The organism is Streptomyces sp. NPDC048248, from assembly GCF_043201875.1.
GTDB lineage: Bacteria > Actinomycetota > Actinomycetes > Streptomycetales > Streptomycetaceae > Streptomyces.
Genome location: NZ_JBICZL010000001.1, coordinates 245528 through 262951, shown reverse-complemented (window position 1 = coordinate 262951; position 17424 = coordinate 245528). Strand labels below are relative to the sequence as shown.

The 17424-nt window shown below is 68.9% G+C and carries 17 protein-coding genes and 1 pseudogene; 12 read left to right on the top strand and 6 right to left on the bottom strand.

Features of this window, described 5'->3' with window-relative positions; genetic code table 11:
• Nucleotides 1-28: 28 nt before the first annotated feature.
• Both ACGFZW_RS01275 and ACGFZW_RS01270 read left to right on the top strand, forming a co-directional pair.
• Nucleotides 29-1249, top strand: coding sequence for an erythromycin esterase family protein (locus ACGFZW_RS01275; RefSeq protein WP_393890892.1), 1221 nt, complete (start codon nt 29-31; stop codon nt 1247-1249).
• 115 nt (nt 1250-1364) lie between these two features.
• Nucleotides 1365-1538 (top strand): annotated as a pseudogene (locus ACGFZW_RS01270) (transposase); the annotation flags it as partial.
• Nucleotides 1539-1597: 59 nt separating this feature from the next.
• On the opposite strand, the gene ACGFZW_RS01265 reads toward ACGFZW_RS01270, so the two are convergent.
• The 3 genes from ACGFZW_RS01265 to ACGFZW_RS01255 all read right to left on the bottom strand — a co-directional run bounded on the left by ACGFZW_RS01265 (nt 1598) and on the right by ACGFZW_RS01255 (nt 4774).
• Nucleotides 1598-2200, bottom strand: a complete 603-nt coding sequence (locus tag ACGFZW_RS01265; RefSeq protein ID WP_393890891.1) for a hypothetical protein — start codon at nt 2198-2200, stop codon at nt 1598-1600.
• A 110-nt stretch (nt 2201-2310) separates the two neighbouring features.
• Nucleotides 2311-3009 (bottom strand): LPXTG cell wall anchor domain-containing protein, encoded by a 699-nt coding sequence (locus ACGFZW_RS01260; RefSeq protein ID WP_393890890.1) that lies wholly within the window; start codon nt 3007-3009, stop codon nt 2311-2313.
• A 1141-nt stretch (nt 3010-4150) separates the two neighbouring features.
• Nucleotides 4151-4774, bottom strand: coding sequence for a TIGR03086 family metal-binding protein (locus ACGFZW_RS01255; protein ID WP_393890889.1), 624 nt, complete (start codon nt 4772-4774; stop codon nt 4151-4153).
• Between the two features lie 267 nt (nt 4775-5041).
• Here ACGFZW_RS01255 and ACGFZW_RS01250 point away from each other — a divergent pair, with 267 nt between their 5' ends.
• A complete protein-coding gene (locus ACGFZW_RS01250; protein ID WP_393890888.1) occupies nt 5042-5584 on the top strand; it encodes a GNAT family N-acetyltransferase in 543 nt (180 codons plus the stop codon).
• Nucleotides 5585-5786: 202 nt separating this feature from the next.
• Here the strand turns inward: ACGFZW_RS01250 and ACGFZW_RS01245 are convergent, their stop codons facing one another.
• Nucleotides 5787-6194, bottom strand: coding sequence for a GntR family transcriptional regulator (locus tag ACGFZW_RS01245; RefSeq protein ID WP_393890887.1), 408 nt, complete (start codon nt 6192-6194; stop codon nt 5787-5789).
• Nucleotides 6187-6984: a hypothetical protein gene (locus ACGFZW_RS01240; protein ID WP_393890886.1), complete on the bottom strand. Its 798-nt coding sequence runs from the start codon at nt 6982-6984 to the stop codon at nt 6187-6189. The genes ACGFZW_RS01245 and ACGFZW_RS01240 overlap by 8 nt, the downstream gene beginning before the upstream one ends.
• A gap of 382 nt (nt 6985-7366) precedes the next feature.
• On the opposite strand from ACGFZW_RS01240, the gene ACGFZW_RS01235 reads away from it, so the two are divergent.
• The 3 genes from ACGFZW_RS01235 (at nt 7367) to ACGFZW_RS01225 (ending at nt 10046) form a co-directional block, all read left to right on the top strand.
• A complete protein-coding gene (locus tag ACGFZW_RS01235; protein ID WP_393890885.1) occupies nt 7367-8047 on the top strand; it encodes a class I SAM-dependent methyltransferase in 681 nt (226 codons plus the stop codon).
• Between the two features lie 258 nt (nt 8048-8305).
• Entirely contained in the window at nt 8306-8977 is a 672-nt protein-coding gene (locus ACGFZW_RS01230; RefSeq protein WP_393890884.1) for a HEAT repeat domain-containing protein, read from the top strand.
• Nucleotides 8978-9041: 64 nt separating this feature from the next.
• The gene (locus tag ACGFZW_RS01225; protein ID WP_393890883.1) at nt 9042-10046 is read left to right on the top strand and encodes a MerR family transcriptional regulator; all 1005 of its coding nucleotides are present in this window, start codon (nt 9042-9044) and stop codon (nt 10044-10046) included.
• A gap of 204 nt (nt 10047-10250) precedes the next feature.
• Here ACGFZW_RS01225 and ACGFZW_RS01220 read toward each other — a convergent pair whose 3' ends face one another.
• On the bottom strand, nt 10251-10772 hold the full coding sequence (locus ACGFZW_RS01220; protein WP_393890882.1) for an AAA family ATPase: 522 nt from the start codon (nt 10770-10772) through the stop codon (nt 10251-10253).
• A gap of 468 nt (nt 10773-11240) precedes the next feature.
• On the opposite strand from ACGFZW_RS01220, the gene ACGFZW_RS01215 reads away from it, so the two are divergent.
• The 6 genes from ACGFZW_RS01215 to ACGFZW_RS01190 all read left to right on the top strand — a co-directional run bounded on the left by ACGFZW_RS01215 (nt 11241) and on the right by ACGFZW_RS01190 (nt 17377).
• A complete protein-coding gene (locus tag ACGFZW_RS01215) occupies nt 11241-11942 on the top strand; it encodes a 2-phosphosulfolactate phosphatase (protein WP_393890881.1) in 702 nt (233 codons plus the stop codon).
• Nucleotides 11943-12406: 464 nt separating this feature from the next.
• Complete coding sequence (locus tag ACGFZW_RS01210; RefSeq protein WP_393890880.1) at nt 12407-12661, top strand: polyprenyl synthetase; 255 nt, start codon at nt 12407-12409, stop codon at nt 12659-12661.
• 7 nt (nt 12662-12668) lie between these two features.
• On the top strand, nt 12669-13706 hold the full coding sequence (locus ACGFZW_RS01205; RefSeq protein ID WP_393891271.1) for a polyprenyl synthetase family protein: 1038 nt from the start codon (nt 12669-12671) through the stop codon (nt 13704-13706).
• A 25-nt stretch (nt 13707-13731) separates the two neighbouring features.
• Nucleotides 13732-14895 (top strand): oxygenase MpaB family protein, encoded by a 1164-nt coding sequence (locus ACGFZW_RS01200; protein WP_393890879.1) that lies wholly within the window; start codon nt 13732-13734, stop codon nt 14893-14895.
• A gap of 455 nt (nt 14896-15350) precedes the next feature.
• Nucleotides 15351-16007 carry a TetR/AcrR family transcriptional regulator gene (locus ACGFZW_RS01195; RefSeq protein ID WP_393890878.1) on the top strand — a complete coding sequence of 219 codons (657 nt, stop codon included), beginning with the start codon at nt 15351-15353 and terminating at the stop codon, nt 16005-16007.
• Complete coding sequence (locus ACGFZW_RS01190; RefSeq protein ID WP_393890877.1) at nt 16004-17377, top strand: phenylacetate--CoA ligase family protein; 1374 nt, start codon at nt 16004-16006, stop codon at nt 17375-17377. The genes ACGFZW_RS01195 and ACGFZW_RS01190 overlap by 4 nt, the downstream gene beginning before the upstream one ends.
• Nucleotides 17378-17424: the final 47 nt, after the last annotated feature.

The window sequence follows — 17424 nt, the reverse complement described above, 5'->3', positions numbered from 1 at the left end:
CCGAAGGTTCAACGATACCGTTGAAGCCATGGCTACTGACATCAAGGACTCCGCCCATGCCGTCGAGGCTGCCGCTGTCATGAGGCTGCTCCGGGCCCGGCCCCGGCTGCTCGCCCTGGGGGAGCCCACCCATGGTGAGGATTCTCTGCTCGACCTGCGTAACGAGCTCTTCCGGCAGCTCGTCGAGCAGGAGGGCTACCGGACGATCGCGATCGAGAGCGACTGCATGATGGGCCTGGTCGTGGACGACTACGTCACCTCGGGCACGGGCACTCTCGACGAGGTCATGGCGCAGGGAATCAGCCATGGCTGGGGTACCTCCGCGGCCAACCGCGAGCTCGTTCGCTGGATGCGCGCCCACAACGTCCGCGCCGACAAGGACGGCCGGCCCGCGTCCGAGCGGCTCCGCTTCGCCGGCTTCGACGGTCCGCTGGAGATCACCCACGCCGCGAGCCCCCAGCAGGCACTCACCGCACTCCACGGCTACCTCGCGGCGCAGGTGGACGCGGACCTGCTCCCCTGCACCGGGGAAACGCTCGACCGCCTGCTCGGCGCCGACGACCGGTGGACCAATCCCGCCGCAATGATGGACCCGTCCCAGTCCGTGGGGCAGTCGGCCGAGGCCGGCCGCCTGCGGCTGCTCGCCGACGATCTGGTGGCGCTGCTCGACGCGCAGACGCCGCACCTGCTCTCGGCGACCTCGTGGGACGACTGGGACCGGGCGCGCCTGCACGGGCGCACCGCGACCGGCCTCTTGCGCTACCACCACTGGATGGCCGACACCTCACCGGCCCGCATGACGCGACTGTGCGCGCTGCGGGATTCGATGATGGCCCACAACCTCCTTGCCGTCGCCGCTCGGGGCCCGGCACTCATCCACGCCCACAACTCCCATCTCCAACGGGAGAAGAGCACGATGCAGATGTGGGAGGGGGCGGTGGAATGGTGGAGCGCCGGTGCGATCGTGAGCGCCCAACTCGGCGAGGAATACGCCTTCGTGGCGACGGCCCTCGGTACGATCCGGCACCAGGGAGTGGACACCCCTCCGCCGGACACCATCGAAGGAATCCTGTACGCGCTCCCGGAGGACCGCTGCGTCATCGATGCCCCGCGCCTGGCCACCGCCCTCAGCGACACGCGGCCCGCGCCCCGCGTATCTCCCTGGTTCGGCTATGCCCCGCTTGCTCCTGCCCACTTGGCGGACAGCGACGGCATGGTGTTCGTCAAGGATGTCCCGCGGAGCCAGTGACCGTCTTCAGATATCGTCGAGTGGTGGATCATGGTGGAGTGAGGCGTCCGCATGAACTCACCGACTGTGAGCGGGAGTTACTCGCCCCGCTCATGCCGCGGGCCGTCACAGGGCCGTCGCCGGACCGCCTCGGGTGGCAGACCGCCAGGTCGTCAATGGGATGGTCGACAGGGTCCGCATCGGCATCTCGTGGCGTGACTTGCGGGAAGGTTATGGGCCGTGGCAGACGGTCCGCCCCCGCTTCCGCCGCGGCACCGTCCGGACGAACCGGATGATCCCGCCCCCCTGAAGACGGACTCCAGGGAGCTGCCGCCGTCGGGCCGAGACGGCGGCAGCTCCCCGCAGGTTTCAGCCCTTGCGAGGGTAGAAACCGCCGCCGGCGTCGGCATGGGCCGTGCAGTCCATGTCGCGGTAGCGGTCGACGAAGGTGCCGGTGAGGCGGGTGAACGTGTCGTACGTCTGGTCCAGGGGCAGGTCCTTACTCACCCTGAACCGCAGCTGCACGTGGACGGACTCGCGGGGCTTCAGCGTCTTCGGGCCGGGGATGGGGCCGCGGGCGTTTCCACCGGCCTCGCGCAGCGTCTTCCAGGCGCGCTGCGAGGTGTCCCAGTGCTGCAGATCGCCGTACGGGCTCAGGTCGCGCTCGCCCTCGTTGTAGACATAGCTGCCCAGCTTGGCGCTGAGTTCGAATGACTTCAGCTCCTTCGCCGAGGTGTTGGTGAGCGTGGCGGTGTAGGTCGTCCAGTGAGTGCCGAGAGTGATCGACTTGGGTATGCCGAACGAGCGGCCCACGAAGGTGTTGTCGTGGTACTGCCCGTAGGCGGTGTCGAGGTCGTAGCACGTCGGGATTTCCTTGGCAGGGGCCGCCTGGGAGGTGGGCGCGGCGGCCACCGCCACGGGGAGCAGGGCGGCCGTCGCGGCCGAGACCGACAGGGCGCGGCGCAGTTTCATAAAGATCTCTTTCCCGGTTCTTCGGATCCCTGGAGCCTTCGTTTCCAGTGTCATTGGGCTCTAGGGGCCGTGGATGCTTGGGTTATCAGGTTCCTAAACAATGGTTGGGCTTACGCGGGGGCGTCCGTGGCGCCCGGACCGGCCATGCCCTTCCGGCGACGCACGCCGATGACCGCACCCGCGCCGACCGCCATCGCGGCTCCGCCGGCGAGAGCGATTGCCGGGAGGGCGGACGAGGAGCCGGTCGCGGCGAGGTGGGCGCCACCCTGCGGGCCGAGGCCACCGGCGGAATCGGAACCACCCGTACCGCCGCCGGACGCGGAGCTCTGGCTGGGCTCGGCCGCGCCGCCCGGCTTGCCAGGCTCACCCGGCTTGGTGGTCGGGGTCTGCGTCGGTTTCGCGTTCGCGGGGAGGATGGTGAAGCCGTACCAGGCTTCCTTGGCCGAACCACAGGAACCGTCGCGGTTGCTGTAGTCGCCGGCGGCAAGCGCGTACCCGGCGCCGGGCTTGGCGTCCTTGACCACGCGGGTGCGCAGTTGGAGCGTGAGGGTGCTGCGCGGACCGACGGCAAAGAAGCCGAACAGGTCGTCGGGCGTCGCGTCATGGAAGGTCTTCCACTGCCCCGTCTTGGCGTCGCGGTACTCGGTCTCCAGCTCCCAGTACGGTCGGTCGACGTCTTCGGCGGAGGACACGAGCAGGAAGGGCTGGACCTCCCCCAGGGGCTTGCCGGTGGTGTTGGTGAGGGTCATGGAGAAGGAGGTCCAGGCGCCGCCCGCAGTCAGCTGGGGCGGCAGCCCGCGGACGGCCACGTGTAACCGGTCGGACTCGAAAGCGCAGGACTGATCCGCACCATCGGAATCACCGGCGTCCTTGCCTCAAGCGATGGCACCATCCGCGCCGGTGGTCCCTTCGGCGGTCCCGGCGGCTCTCGGCGGCTTCCTGGGACGGGACGGGCGGCCCCGTCGCGGTCCCGGGATGCCGAGCCATCTGCAGCGGCTTCGCCCGGGCGCCGCGGCTCGTCAGGGTTGCCCGTTCCGCCGCCGCTCGTTGCGGTATCCCCTGGCCGGTCCGCCGGTGTTGCGGCACCGGGGGAGTCGAGAGAGGCGGGCGTGCGGGGGACGGCATCGGGCACCGGCTTCGTTGCGAACGCGGCGGTGGGCGCGGCCAGTACGGCGGCGGGCGCTATCACGGCAGCCGCTGCGGCGGCTGTCAGGGGCGGCGAATCTTCATTCAGCAGACCTTTCGGATCCCAAGTGCCGCCTGGGCGACGCAGGTTGACGTTCGTCATGGTCAAGTCGTGCATGGCGCACGGTGTCACGCGAGTGCGCTTGCAGAAAAATGCGTACATACACGCACCTTCGTCCCTTACAGAGCACTCGCACTGCAAAAGGGTTGCACCTGCGCCGCCATCGCGGGCGCCGCGGGAGCCAACCACCAGAATTCAACCGGGAGGGTCTACCGCGGACGCCACCTCGTCGAACGCTGCTTCAACCAGCTCAAGAGCTTCCGCGGCATCGCCACCCGAAACGAGAAGACCGCCACCTCCTGCGAAGCAGCGGTCACACGCGCATCACTCCTGCTCTGGGCAGGATCCGTTTGAGGACGGGCCCTAGGAGGCTGCTGCCGTCGGCAGTCCGGCCTGTCGGGGCTCCTCGGATGCGCGGGGGTTCCGGCTGTCAGCGGCGAGCGCGATATGCCCGCCCGGCACATGTGGTGTCGCCATTTCACATGAGCCCGCACGGTGCCCATCCTCGGGTCGGGAGCACGCCGGGGTCCGCTGAGCGGACCGCAGTGATCGGCGTGAGGGGCCGCCCCGCGTCTCCCTCCCAGAAACGACGTCGAGGGACCGGTCACTGATCTGAGCGATCTTGGTGAGGCGTCGTGCGGCTCGGCCAGGCGGTCTCTCATTCCAGGCCGCCTGGCCGAGCCGCAGCCCGTCACGACAAGCGCTCAGGCATCCAATTGCACCTCCCGTCCCAGCCAGGCAGCCAGCCGGGTGTATGCATCCGCTCCTTGGGGGGCGGGTCGTACCGGTTCGAAGGGGGCGGGGGCGCCGCGCCGCTGCGGCGGCAGGAGTTCGCGGGCGTAGGCCAGAGAGAACTCAGCCGGCTCCGGGGCGAGTGCGGGGGCTGCGCCGAGTGCCTCGCGCAGATCCCAGGTGTGTGCGGCGATTTCCATGACGATCGCGCTCAGCGCGCCACGCAGGGGCACCTTCGCGAAACCGAGGTCCACCACGCGCTTCAAGGCGTCCTCGTCCAGCATCTTCCCGGCCAGGGTGAGCCGTTCGCCGGCCGCTGCGTACGCTCCCTTCCAGTCGCCACCCGGGACCTCTGCGATGTCACCCGGTGCGTCCTGGACGGAGCCGCCCTCCGCGATGAGTGCGTAGGCGATCGTATTGCCCAATACGTGGCCGATCAGCGCGCGGACGTCGAACTCTGTGCAGGGAGTGGGGGCGTTGAGCTGCTCGGGTTCGACGGTGGCGAGCAGCGCGCCGAACTGATCCGTTACGCGTTCCAGCAGCGGTCGGGGGTCGATAGTGGTGTGCATCGGCGTCGTCTCCTGTCCCTCGGTCATGCATGTCGTGCACCCTCAGGTGCGAGGTAGGGAGGGAGCATCCCGCGATAACTTGACACCTGCCGTCAAGTATTGAGATCGCGTGCGAGGCATGGCCTCCTGCCTGGTGAACTCCGACCGCCAGCTCCCAATCGTTACGTCGGTGCCGGCAGCGAGCGTCTGGCAGGGGTGGGGGTGGGGCGCGGGCGGCCGGGAAATCCATGTGAGCTGGAAGACCGCCACCGAATATCCTGTCTCGTCCGGAACATGCCAGAGAGGTCTCTCACCATGAGCAGCAACACGCCGTCCTTCCCCGAGCAGATCGAGCTCACCGGGGAAGGGCTCGTCCTTCGCGACTGGGCGGAGGCGGACCTGGCCGCGATGCCGGAGCTGTTCGACCATCCGGACATCGCGTACTGGACACCGATCGTCTCCCCCTTCGACGAAGGGGCCGCCCGTGCACGGCTGGACCGGGACCGGCAGCTGCGGGCGGAGGGCACCGCCATCCTTCTCGCCATCACCGTCGACGGCGGCGCACCGCTGGGCGAGGTGATGCTGCGACGTGCCCCCGAGGGCACGGAACTCGGATACGCAGTCGGCCCGGCGCACCGTGGCAAGGGACTGGCGGCGCGGGCGGTGCGGCTGATGGCCGCGTACGCCTTCGAGCAGCTGGGCGCCGAGCAGGTGATCCTGGAGCTGGAGGCCGAGAACGCCGCCAGCGTCGCCGTGGCCACGAAGGCCGGTTTCAGTCTGCTTGAGGTGCCTTTGATCGAGGGGCAGGAGAAGGGGAGGCCCTACGCCCTGGAGACGTGGGGCCTCGACCGCCCTTGATCTCGGCCTCCATCACGAGCGGTTCCCCAGGCCACGCCGGGCGGTGCCTGGTTGCGGGTAGCGCGTCAGCTCCCCGTGCCCACGGCTTGAGCCCTGCCCGGCGGCACGGCAGGGCGATGGGCGAACCACGCCTGCTGCTCACGTCTGATCGCCACGCGTGTGACTCGCCGACGCCTCGGCCGTCCTGGGGTCACCCGCTCCTCTACCGGCGGTGGCCGACCGAGGAGGTGGGCCCAGGGTCCAGGGCGTCGCGGACTGCGGTCAGGATGTCCTCGGTATCGGCGCCGAGCGCACGGGCGGCGGAGGTGAAGTCCCGGGCCAGCGTGGTGAGTTGGTCGGCATCGTGTGCGTGCGGCTCGGCCGGGAGCCCCGCTACCCGGGTGCCCGCGCCGCGGCGGGTGCGGATCAGCTCGGCGGCCTCCAGTTCGCGGTAGGCGCGAGCCACGGTGCCCGGAGCCAGACCGAGGTCGACGGCGAGCTGGCGCACGGTCGGCAGGCGCTCGCCCTCGGCCAGCCGCCGGGTGCGGATCAACGCGGCCAGCTGGGCGCGGATCTGCTCGTACGGCGGTACCTGGCTGGTGGTGTCGACGCGGACGGCGGGGTCACTCATCGTCGAAAGGGCCATCGTCGGCTGCCGCGTCTTCGACCGCCCGGGGTGCCACCACGGTGACCAGGGACCAGACGAAGGTGAACAGGCTCAGCAGGCCCAGGGGGCAGATCACCGCGATGGTGGCGGCGCCCAACGGGCCGGCGCAGGTCTCCTTCTCCGTGAGCGCGACGAAGATCATCAGCACGACGAGCAGCACCTGACTCGACACCAGCAGCCCCCAGGCTCCGGTGATCGCCCAGGCGCGGTCGCGGCGCTGCTGGTCACCGCCCGGGCCGTGGGCGATACGGCGCAGGGCCCAGACGCAGACGGGGGTTCCGATCGCGAGGGCGGCGAACATCGGGCCGCTGTAATACAGGCCGGGCCAGGGGCCGAGGGGTGTGGGCATCCCTTCGCAGGTGACGGTGATGACATGCCCAGCTCTGCCCATCCGGTCGAGCTCGGAGGAGGCCGTGCCCGCGCCGATCACCAGCAGGGTGACGAGGGACGCAGCCTGCAGAAGAAGCAGGGGCGCCATGCGGGGCGGCACTTGGTCTCTGACCAGGCGCGGGGCGACACTCGCGGTGCGTACCGCTTCCTGGGGACGCAGGGTCAGGGCGTCGCCGAGCAGCACACCGCCCACCGCGCACAGCCCGAAAGCGGTGATGGCGAACACGAGGGGCATCGTGATGTCGCCGCTGTCCATGGTGACCAACCGCTGTGCGGCCACGATGCCGATGGCCAGACCGGACCAGCGGGCGTAGTAGTCGGCGTGGTCGAGGAACCGGGACCGGAGCGGGACGGTGTCGAGCATATGGAGATCCCCCCAGATCTTCTTGTATCAAGTGGTGGGTACAAGATGCCCCGGTTGGGATCTTGTGTCAAATGATCGATACAAGGCGAGTGCAAGGGGAAACGGCGCCTGGCGCAAGGGAGTTCCCTCCGGAGTCAAGAGGGGGTGCGGCGGAGGGGACAGTTCGTCCAGAGCTACCAGGCACCCGTTCCCTGGGATCCCGTGCCATCGAACGTCACCGCTACCACCGAAGATCGACTGACGGCGGTTTGCGCCATCGAAGATCGACTGCGCAGGTCGAGAGGCTGCGGGCAGTCTGCCTTGAGGACGTATAGGGGACTCCCTTTTGCCGGACCGGCAACAAGAGTGGCGTGACCGGGACACGATGGGTGACGGTGAGCCCATGACCGACAACGTGACAGCAGGATCGCCCGCGCCCCACACCCCCTCGCCTGCCGACGGATACGTCGGAGACCCCGCGTTGCGGGCGGAGTGGGACAACCGATACGCCGACCGACAACAGCTGTGGAGCGGCCGGCCCAATGGTGCGCTTGTCGCCGAGGTCGCCGGGCTCACACCCGGGCGGGCGCTCGACGTCGGCTGCGGTGAGGGCGCCGACGCCGTCTGGCTCGCGCGCGGCGGCTGGGACGTGACCGCGATCGAGGTCTCGGGCGTGGCGCTGGAGCGGGCAGCCGGGCACGCGCGGGACGCCGGCCTCACCGTTCGCTGGGTACACGCCGCGCTGACGGATGCGGGGCTCCCGGCGGCCTCATTCGACCTGGTCTCCGCGCAGTACCCAGCCCTTCTGCGTACGCCCGACGCCGCAGCCGAGCGCGCGCTGCTCGCGGCCGTCGCGCCCGGCGGCGTACTGCTGCTCGTGCACCACGCGGGGATGGAGACCCATGAGGCGCACGACAGCGACTTCGACCCCGCTGACTACGTCTGGCCGTCGATGGTCGCCACTCTGTTCAACGACGACTGGGAGGTGGAGGTGGACGAGCAGCGGCCACGCGTGGCCCCCGACGGCGGCGCCGGCGCGCACCACACCGACGACCTGGTGCTGCGCGCGCGCCGACTGCGCTGAGCCCTCCGCTCCCGGGTCCGTCAAGGTGGCGGCGTGGAGCCGGGTGCCCTGCGCTTCGCCTGGGCTCGGCGGACTGGGTGCCTGGGGCCGACACCGAGGCCGGCCCTCGCCACAAGCCACGCTGAACAGCGGGAGCTGCTGGTCCATCACGATGCTCAAAGACACGCGACGGCCGGTGGCTGGTGATCACTCAGCCGCATCCTGTTTGACCTTGACACAGTGACAGGGCCTTCACTGCTTGCCAAGGAGGTGGTCTCGATGACGATCACAAGACAGGACAAGGATGTGACACGAGCGCTCCAGGGGTTGCAGGACGCCCGTTCGTCCGTGCGGCTGCGGGCTGCTCTGGCGGTCGGGACGACGCCTGACCCGCGCTTCGTCGACACACTCATCGAGCGATGCGCGATCGAGCCCGAGTTCCTCGTCCGCGACATGCTGACCTGGGCGCTGACCCGCCACCCGACGTCCATGACGGTCCCCGACCTGGTCCGCGAGGTCCGCTCGGAGCGTGCGCAGGCGCGGAGCCAGGCGCTGCACACGCTCTCCAAGATCGGGGACCGGCAGGCGTGGCCGGCGATCACACGGGCGCTGTTGTCCGACGCCGACGACGAGGTGGCGCGGAGCGCCTGGCGGGCCGCGGTCGTACTCGTGCCGGAAGGCGAGGAGTCCGCGTTGGCCACGGTGTTGGCGACGCAGCTCGGGCGCGGTGAGCGGGAGACGCAGCTGAGTCTCAGCCGGGCGCTGGTCGCGCTGGGCGAGGTGATTGTGCCGGCTCTGCGTGCTGGGACGACGGCCTCTGACCCGTTCGTGCGCGCGCATGCGCTCGCCACACAACGGCTGCTGCGCGACCCGGATGCCGGATTCGAGTTCGCGATCGAGGAGGCGAAACGCGCTGTGGCCCTCGGCGGGTCCGGCCAGGAGGGGCAATAGAACGTCGGGAGGAACGATAGAACCGTCAGGAGGGACGACAGAACGTAAGGAGGGTCGACAGGACGTGTTGATCGGTGAGGTGGCACGGCGGTCCGGGGTCAGTGCCCGCATGCTCCGGCATTACGAGTCGCTCGGTCTGGTGCGGCCTTCGGGTCGTACCGGCTCCGGCTATCGGGAGTACTCCGGGGAGGACATCCGGCGGATCTTCCATATCGAGAGCCTGCGGTCGCTGGGACTGTCGCTGCGTGAGATCGGGCGCGCTCTCGACGATCCCGGCTTCACGCCCTCGGCGCTCGTCGACGACCTCATCCGTCAGACACGCGAACGCATCGCGGCGGAGACCGAGCTGCTCACGCGGCTGCGCCGGATCGATGCCGCCGACCCCACCGGCTGGGCGGACGTCCTCCAAGTGGTCACGCTCCTCCAGGCACTTGGGTCCAACAGCGCGGGCGCGCGCCAGCGCGCGGCTCTTTCCTCGGTCGACGAGGTTCCGGTGCCGGTGGAGGCCCTGGTCGAGGCCGCACTGAGCGAGACGGAGCCGAACGTCGCCGGAGCCCTTCGATGGGCGCTGGCGCGATCAGGCGACGGCGCCCTGGCACTGCTGGCCGAGGGCCTCGGCTCACCGGTGGCCGCGGTGCGGGAACGTGCCGTTCAGGCACTCGCCGAGATGCCTGGTGGTGAGGCTGCCGCGAAGCTGCGGGATGCCCTCACGAACCCGGACGTCGTGGTCCGCGGGTACGCGGCTTTGGCGCTCGGAACACGTGGTGTGACCGATGCGGTCCCGATACTCATCGACATGATCGTGGAGGGAAGGAACGACACCGACGCAGCCGATGCACTGAGCGTGCTGGCGAGCGACACCGTGACTGCGGACCAGATCGCGACCGAGCTCGTGGACCGCCTCGCCCACGACACCACCAAGGCGCCTGGACGCGGGCGGCTGACCCAGGCGCTGGCGGACATTCCGGGGACGACGGCGTCAAGCGCACTCGCGGAGCTGTCGCATGACGGGGACCCTGCTGTCGCGCTGACTGCGGCGTACCTTCTTCAGCTACGCGACACACGGTGACGGACCGCTCCGCCACCTCCCGAAGGGGAGCGGCCCCCGGGCCCGGTTTCCGCAGTACCGCCCATTCGGGGTGGACGCACCCCGGCGATGGGCTGAGCTGGGCCCCTGGTCGAGCCCATTCCCACCACTTGACGCCAGAAGGTCGTTCTGTGTTGCCACCTGCGCCTGTTGCACCTGCGCCTGTCTTGGTGTGGCGGGCGGGCCTCAGTTCTTGACGGCTTCTGCGATCTGCAGGGCGGCCTGGGTAGGCGTGAGGTGCGTGGTGTCGATGACCTCGGCCTCGCCGTGTAGCCACGTGCGGGCCGCCTCGGCGTAGGGCTCAAGATATTTGAGACGGAACGGGGAAGGGCCAAGAACAGTGTCCCCCTCGATGCGCCTGCGGAGGGTGTCCTGGTCGGCGTGAAGGACGAAATGCCGTACCGGGATCGCATGTTGGGCGAGGCCCGTGCTGATCTCGCGCCAGTACTGCTCGACCAGGACAGTCATGGGCATCACCAGAGTGCCGCCGGTGTAGTCGAGTACGCGGCGGGCCGTCTCGACGACGAGCGGCCGCCACGGAGGCCAGTGCTGGAAATTGTCCGTCGGGGGCAGTCCTGGCGTGATGTCCATGAGTGTCTCGCCGACCTTCTCGGCGTCGAACACCCGTGAATCCGGGATTAGCTGCTGCACGAGTGCACTGGTCGTCGTCTTGCCTGCGCCGTGAGTGCCGTTGAGCCATACGATCATGAGACCCGACGCTAGCGCTGTACGGGTCGCAGAGCGGGCACAGCAGAAATCCGGTACCGCTTCGGCGTTTCTCGGGGTGATGTCACGATCTCGAAAGGTCGCATCCGGCGGGCCAACCGCGACGGGAGTGCGAGGGGCCCGCCCGGGGGAGGGGCGAGTGTTTCGGTGGCGGTATGGGCGGCGGCGAGGCCGAGGCGGTCGCAGCGCTGGACGTAGCGCATGCTTTTGGCGCCCGGTCGTGGGGGGCGTGATCACGTTGGCGGAGACGCAGGCGTCGCCGAGGAGGTGACTGCAGTGTGCCTTGTGCCCACTGAGGTCGTATGAGGGTGACCGGTGTGGCGATTAAGCAGGCTTACTGCGGACCGATTTCGCGACGCAGGCAGCCAGAGGGGTTGCACTCCGAGACCGCCGATGTGATGCGCATTACTCTCCGGGCGCCTCGGGTCGGGCATGCGCGATCATGACCCGATGGACGCTCGTTTCCTTGGCATCGCCGAGCTGGCCGAAGTCCCGTCGGTGGCCGTCGTGGTCGACGTCATGCGCGCTTACACCGTGGCTGCCTGGGCCTTTGCCCAGGGGGCGGAAAAGATCGTCCTTGCTGAGTCGCTGGGCGACGCCCTGGCGCTCAAGACTCGCCACCCGGAGTGGGTAGCGCTCAAAGATGGTCCGGCCGCGCCCGGGTTCGACGCCGTCAATTCGCCGGGGCTGCTGCGGTCCATTGACCTTGGTGGACGGACCGTTGTGCAGAAAACCACGGCAGGGACGGTCGGTGCCCTTGCGGTCAAGGATGCGCCGCTGGTGCTGTGCGCCGGCTTCGTGGTGGCGGAGGCAACGGCTCGGCTCTTGCGGACGCGCAAGAGTGACAGTGTCACGTTCGTGGTAACTGGCGAGAACGGGCAGGCCGATGAAGATCTGGCATGTGCTCAGTACATCGCTCGGAGGGTCACCGAGGCTGGGGTGGATGCAGCTGAGTTCCTCCGCCGCGCCGCCGAGTCACGCGCCGCCGCTGAGCTGACGGAGGGGGTGCGTCAAGGGGCCCATCCTGATGACGTCGCACTCTGTCTCGAGCTCGACCGGTTCCCCTTTGCCATGGTGGCGACCTTGGAGGACTCGCTCATGGTCCTCCGTCCGTGCGCTGTGCCTTCGCTGAGCGGCGAGGCTTCGGTCTGATCGCTCGTGACGTCCGACTCTCGCCCGCCATGTGAGAGGCGGCATCCGGTCGCGTACGCGGCATCAGCTGCATGTCTCGTAGTCGACGCGACCGGGGGACCGATGTAGTCGGAGCGCAGCGCGACGTTGCGCAGGCGGCTTGCTGCGGAGAGGGCGCCGGCGGATGCGATCGCCGGGGCAAACGACGCAGTGAGCAATCTGAACGAGCCTGGTGGCCTGCCCAGCCGCTCCCTCCCTCCCTTACGACGCTGCATGTTCTCAGCTCAGTACCGAATATCGGGATCTTTATAGAAAGATCACTCGATAGGGCAAAAGGGTCGCGTTGCTGTGGCTCGGCGGTCACACTCGAATCGGATTTCGCTGAACGCCGCCTGAGCTGTTCTGTGCCAACTGGCCGGAAGTCTCAGCGGACTTGCCATGCTGGGGGAGACGCTGTGACACATCATGACGGCCGTGGACCGGGCGTGACCGGGGACGCTGTGGCTCTGGTGGCCGGCCTTGCCGATCTGGCCGTATCGGGGCTGAGCAGTGCGCTGAGCGGAGTAAGCGGCCTACTGCGCCGAGCCGATCTCGGGGATCTGCTGACTGAGGGTCAGGAGGAGACCAAGGCGCGTGGCCGTCTGGTCCTGGACCGGTATACGGCTGCGCCGCCGGCTCACATGGAGGTGCTTGCCCGCACTGTCGCCGCTCGTGGCCAGACGGAGAGCAGCGGTGGCTGAACTGGATATGCACGCCGTACTGAAAAGCCGCATCGATGAAGTTCTCGACGAGTTCGTTACGGCCGAAGCGCAGGCGATCGAGGACATTGATGCTTCGCTGGCGCCGGTCGCTGATCAGTTACGTGTGGCGACGGAGCAGGGCAAACGGTTCCGGGCGGCGTTTTGTTACTGGGGCTGGCGTGGGACGGGCCAGCCCGACAGTGAGTCGCTGGTACGCGCCGCCAGTGCGATCGAGCTGGTGCACGCAGCCGCCGTCCTCCATGACGACCTGATCGACCGAAGCCGAACCCGACACGGCCGGCCCACCGCGCACATCGCCTTGCGCGGCGTGCTCACCCGCCACGCGCGGCCCAAGGCCGGTGCCCGGGCTCTGGCCATGCTGACGGGTGATCTGCTGGTATCGCTTGCCGGCCAGCTGTTCGCCACATGCGGCCTACCCAGCGCTTACCTGAGCAGGGCCCGGCCCCTGTGGGGGGTGCTGGCTCGCGAACTGGTGGCGGGGGAGTGCCTGGAGATCATGCGCACCGGCGCCGAGCCGAACCCGGAGACCTCGGTGAAGGTGATCCGCTACAAGACAGCCAAGTACACCGTCGAACATCCCCTGCACATCGGCGCGCTCCTGGCCGGCGCCCCACCGAGGTTGCTTGAGGCATACAGCGGCTATGGCCTGCCGCTTGGCGAGGCATTTCAACTGCGCGACGACCTGCTGGGCTTGTTCGGTGACCCGGCACGCACCGATAAGAACCCGGCCGACGACCTGGCCGGCAACCGCCCTACCGCGTTGATGGCCTACACCCTGCAGTCCGCCGCCCCGGAAGAGCGCCGCGAACTGCGCCACTTGCTGGGACACGGAAACCCGAGCGAGCAGCAGGTGGAACGCGTACGGACGATCGCTCGCCGCACCGGAGCCGTCGCCCGAGTCGAAGACATGATCACCGCCCGGCTGCGTGAAGCACACGAGGCTCTGGCGGACGCCGACCTGACCGCCGAAGCACGCGGTGCCCTGTCCGGCCTGGCGACGTCCGCCACCGCCCGCCAGCACTGACCGCCGCATCCTGGGAGCGACACCGATGGCCTACACCCAAGCATTCATGAACGCGCTGCGACCGGCCGGCGACGAGCTGGCCGACGCCACCGTGGCAACCCTGTTCGAGCGCGGGGAGGTGGGCAAATTCAACACCCTCATGCGTTACGTCTCCACCGTCGGCCAGGAACTGCCCGAAGGCCTGCCGGAAGTGGCCCGGGAGTACTTGCACGAGACCAGCGCGCCCCCTGCCTGGGTGGACTGGGACGAGATGGAGAGGGCCCGCCTGTTCTTCATCGACAACAACGTGCACATCTCCACCGCCTTGTCCTTCGCCTCCATGCCCGCCTGCTATGTCGTGCCGCACATCGCGAAGCTGCTGTCGGCCACCCATGCGTTGAAGTACCCGTCCAAACGGATGGCGGAGACCGGGCAGTTCACCGTCTACCTCATGCAGCCCGACGCGTTCGAGGCCGGCGGCCGCTTCATCCCCGCCGCCCAGAAGGTCCGCCTGCTGCACGCCTCCATCCGCCACCACCTCACACGCGAAAACCAATGGGACACCGCCGGTCTGGGTACACCGATCTGCCAGGAGGACATGATCGGCGGGCAGATGATGTTCTCCATCCAGGTCCTGGACGCCCTGCACCGCCTCGGCATTCACATGAGCACCGAAGGCGCCGAGGCGTACTACTACGCCTGGCGGGTCGTCGGCGCCATGCTCGGCATCGACCAGAACCATGTGCCCAAGGACCTCCAAGCCGCCCGCGAGTTCTCCGACCTGTACATGACCCGCCACATGGGCCCCAGTGAGGAAGGTGCTCTGCTCACGCGTCAGCTCATCGATCTCTACGAAGAAGTCGTCCCCGGCACCTTGTTCGACCCCGTCGTCGGCGCTCTCATCCGCTACCTCGTCGGCGACACCTGCGCCGACTGGCTCCAAGTGCCCCGCACCCCCTGGGACACCGCTGTCAAAGCCGCTCCCGCCCTGCTCAACATCTTCGAAATGATCGAGGACAGATCTCCCTTCGGAGCGTGGGCGCTCGATCGACTCGGCCACTTCACCACCCTCTTCGAACTCAGCTCCCTGACTCGCGGCCGCGTCATGCACTACGCCATTCCCGAACAGCTCAAGAAGGACTTCGGAGTCAGCAGCACCGTGCCGGCCGCAAGCCGCTGGACCCCGCCCCCGGCAAGCGTCAGCGGGTAGGAACGGCAGCCTCCGAGTTGACGTTGCCGCCCTCTTCCCCTGGCTCTGGCGTGGGGGAGAGGTGGCGCTACCTGCGGGCGACTTGCCCACCGGGAATGACCTGGGGGACGGGCGTTGTCCGCCACCGGGACCGCCACCGGGACCGCTACCGGGGCCAGCCTTCCGGTCGGCCCGTACGAGGACTTCACCCGAAGGGTCCCGTTCCCGCGCGCGGCCCTCCGACCCGGCCGCGCTCCTAGCGGGCCGATCGACACTTGCCGGGGCGCGGTACTCGACGGCGAACTGGTTGGGTGTCGACCCCGGCCAACGGCTGATCGCCGTCGAGAGTGGCGGCAGCGGTGGTGTTGATGTCGATGCGCGCGCACTGGACGTTGGGGGGCGCTGACACCGGCGCTTGTGAGGGCACGAGGCGATTACTCAATACAATACAGAGCTGTGCTGTATTGTATTTAACCGTGAAGCCTGACAAGGATCCCGAAGGGCACGCCCTCGCCGTCTCCGCCCCGTCCACGAGGACTCCCGGCCGGCCGCGTAGTCGGGAGGCGGACGAGGCGATCCTCGCGGCGGCGCTCGATCTGCTCATCGAGGGAGGCGTGGGATCGGCGAGCATCGAGCAGGTGGCGCGCCGCGCCGGAGTCACCCGCGCCACCGTCTACCGGCGCTTCCCGGCCCTGACCGACCTGTTGGTGCGTGCGGTCGAGTGGGAGTACCGGGACGTGGCTCCCAGCTCGATGGACTGGCCGGACATCGACAGCATGGTCACGGCCTGGGCCGACCACCTCGGCAAGCCCCGCGCACGCAAGCTGATCCGCCGCCTCTACGGCACGGTCGACGACCTCCCCGAACTGCTGCACGCCTATCAGAAGGCTCACGGCACCCACCGCAGCCTTGCGGTACGCACCACCTTGGAGCGGGCTCGCGCGGCCGGGCAGCTCCCCCCGGACAGCGACCCGGAAATCCTTCAGCAACTGCTCGGTGGCGCGGCCCTGCAACACCTCGCCGCACGCCCCGACACCACCGGCGCGGAAGAGGTCAAGGCCTATTTCCTCGCCGTCCTGGGACAGGTCGGGCTGTCGACCGCCCCCGTAACCCGAAGGAGGACCCCACGATGACCGAGAGCATGGCGTGGCTTGGACGGGACGTCCGCAGGGCCCGCAAGGAGGGCATACCCGCCGTCACGCGGCGGCAGCGCGACCGGTTGGCCGACATGGTCGCCCATGCCCGGGCCAGCTCCCCGTACTACCGCAGTCTCTACCGCGGCCTGCCCGAGCGGGTGGAGGACCCGGCGCTGCTGCCGGTAACCGACAAGAAGAGACTGATGGGGAACTTCGACGACTGGGTGACGGACCGCGCCATCACATACGAGAAAGTGCGCGCCTTCAGCGACGACCCCGACCGGATCGGACAGCGGTTCCTGGGCAAGCACATGGTGGCCACCACCTCGGGAACCAGCGGCCGACGGGGCCTCTTCGTCCTCGACGACCGGTACATGGACGTGGGCGCCGCGCTCACCTCCCGCGCGCTCGCCTCGGTTCTGGGCCCTGCCGGCCTCCTCCGGGCAGCCGTTCAGGGCGGACGCTTCGCCCAACTCGTGGCCACCGGCGGGCATTACGTCGGCTTCGCCGCGTACTCCCGTACGCTCCGAGTGGGCGGGTGGCGCAGCAAGCTGCTGAGGGCGTTCCCGGTGCACACACCGATGCCGCAGCTGGTGGCCGAGCTCAACGACTACCGCCCGGCCTTCGTGATCGGCTACGCCAGCACGATCATGCTGCTCACCGCCGAGCAGGAAGCCGGCCGCCTGTGTGTCGACCCGGTGCTGATCCAGCCGGCCGGCGAGACGATGACCACGGACGACACCGACAGGATTGCCCGCGCCTTCCGCACCACCGTCCGCGCGATGTACGGCGCGACCGAGTGCACCTACCTCAGCCACAGTTGCACTCACGGCTGGTACCACGTCAACAGCGACTGGGCCGTGCTCGAACCGGTCGACGCCGACCACCGGCCCACCCCGCCGGGCCAGTTCTCGCACACCGTGCTGATAAGCAACCTCGCCAACCGCGTGCAGCCGTTCCTGCGCTACGACCTCGGCGACAGCGTCCTGCTCCGGCCCGACCCGTGCCCGTGCGGCAACCCGCTGCCGGCGGTTCGCGTGCAAGGGCGCTCCGGCGACATTCTCACCTTCCCCGCCCACTGCGGCGACCCCGTACAGCTCGCCCCCCTGGCCTTCGGCACCCTCTTCGACCGCACTCCTGGGGTCGAGCTGTTCCAGGTCGAGCAGACCGCCCCGTCGACACTGCGCGTACGCCTGCTACCGACCACCGGCGCTGACCCGGAGCGCGTGTGGCGGACCGCGCACGTGGAGTTGACCCGCCTCCTCGCCGACAACAAACTCGATCACGTCACCGTCCAGCGTGCCGAGGAGCCGCCCCAGCAGACGGCCGGCGGCAAGTACCGAACGGTCATCCCCTTCGACCGATAGGGCACCCGCCCAGGGTTCCCACGGCGTTGCGTCCGCCCCCGCCAGCC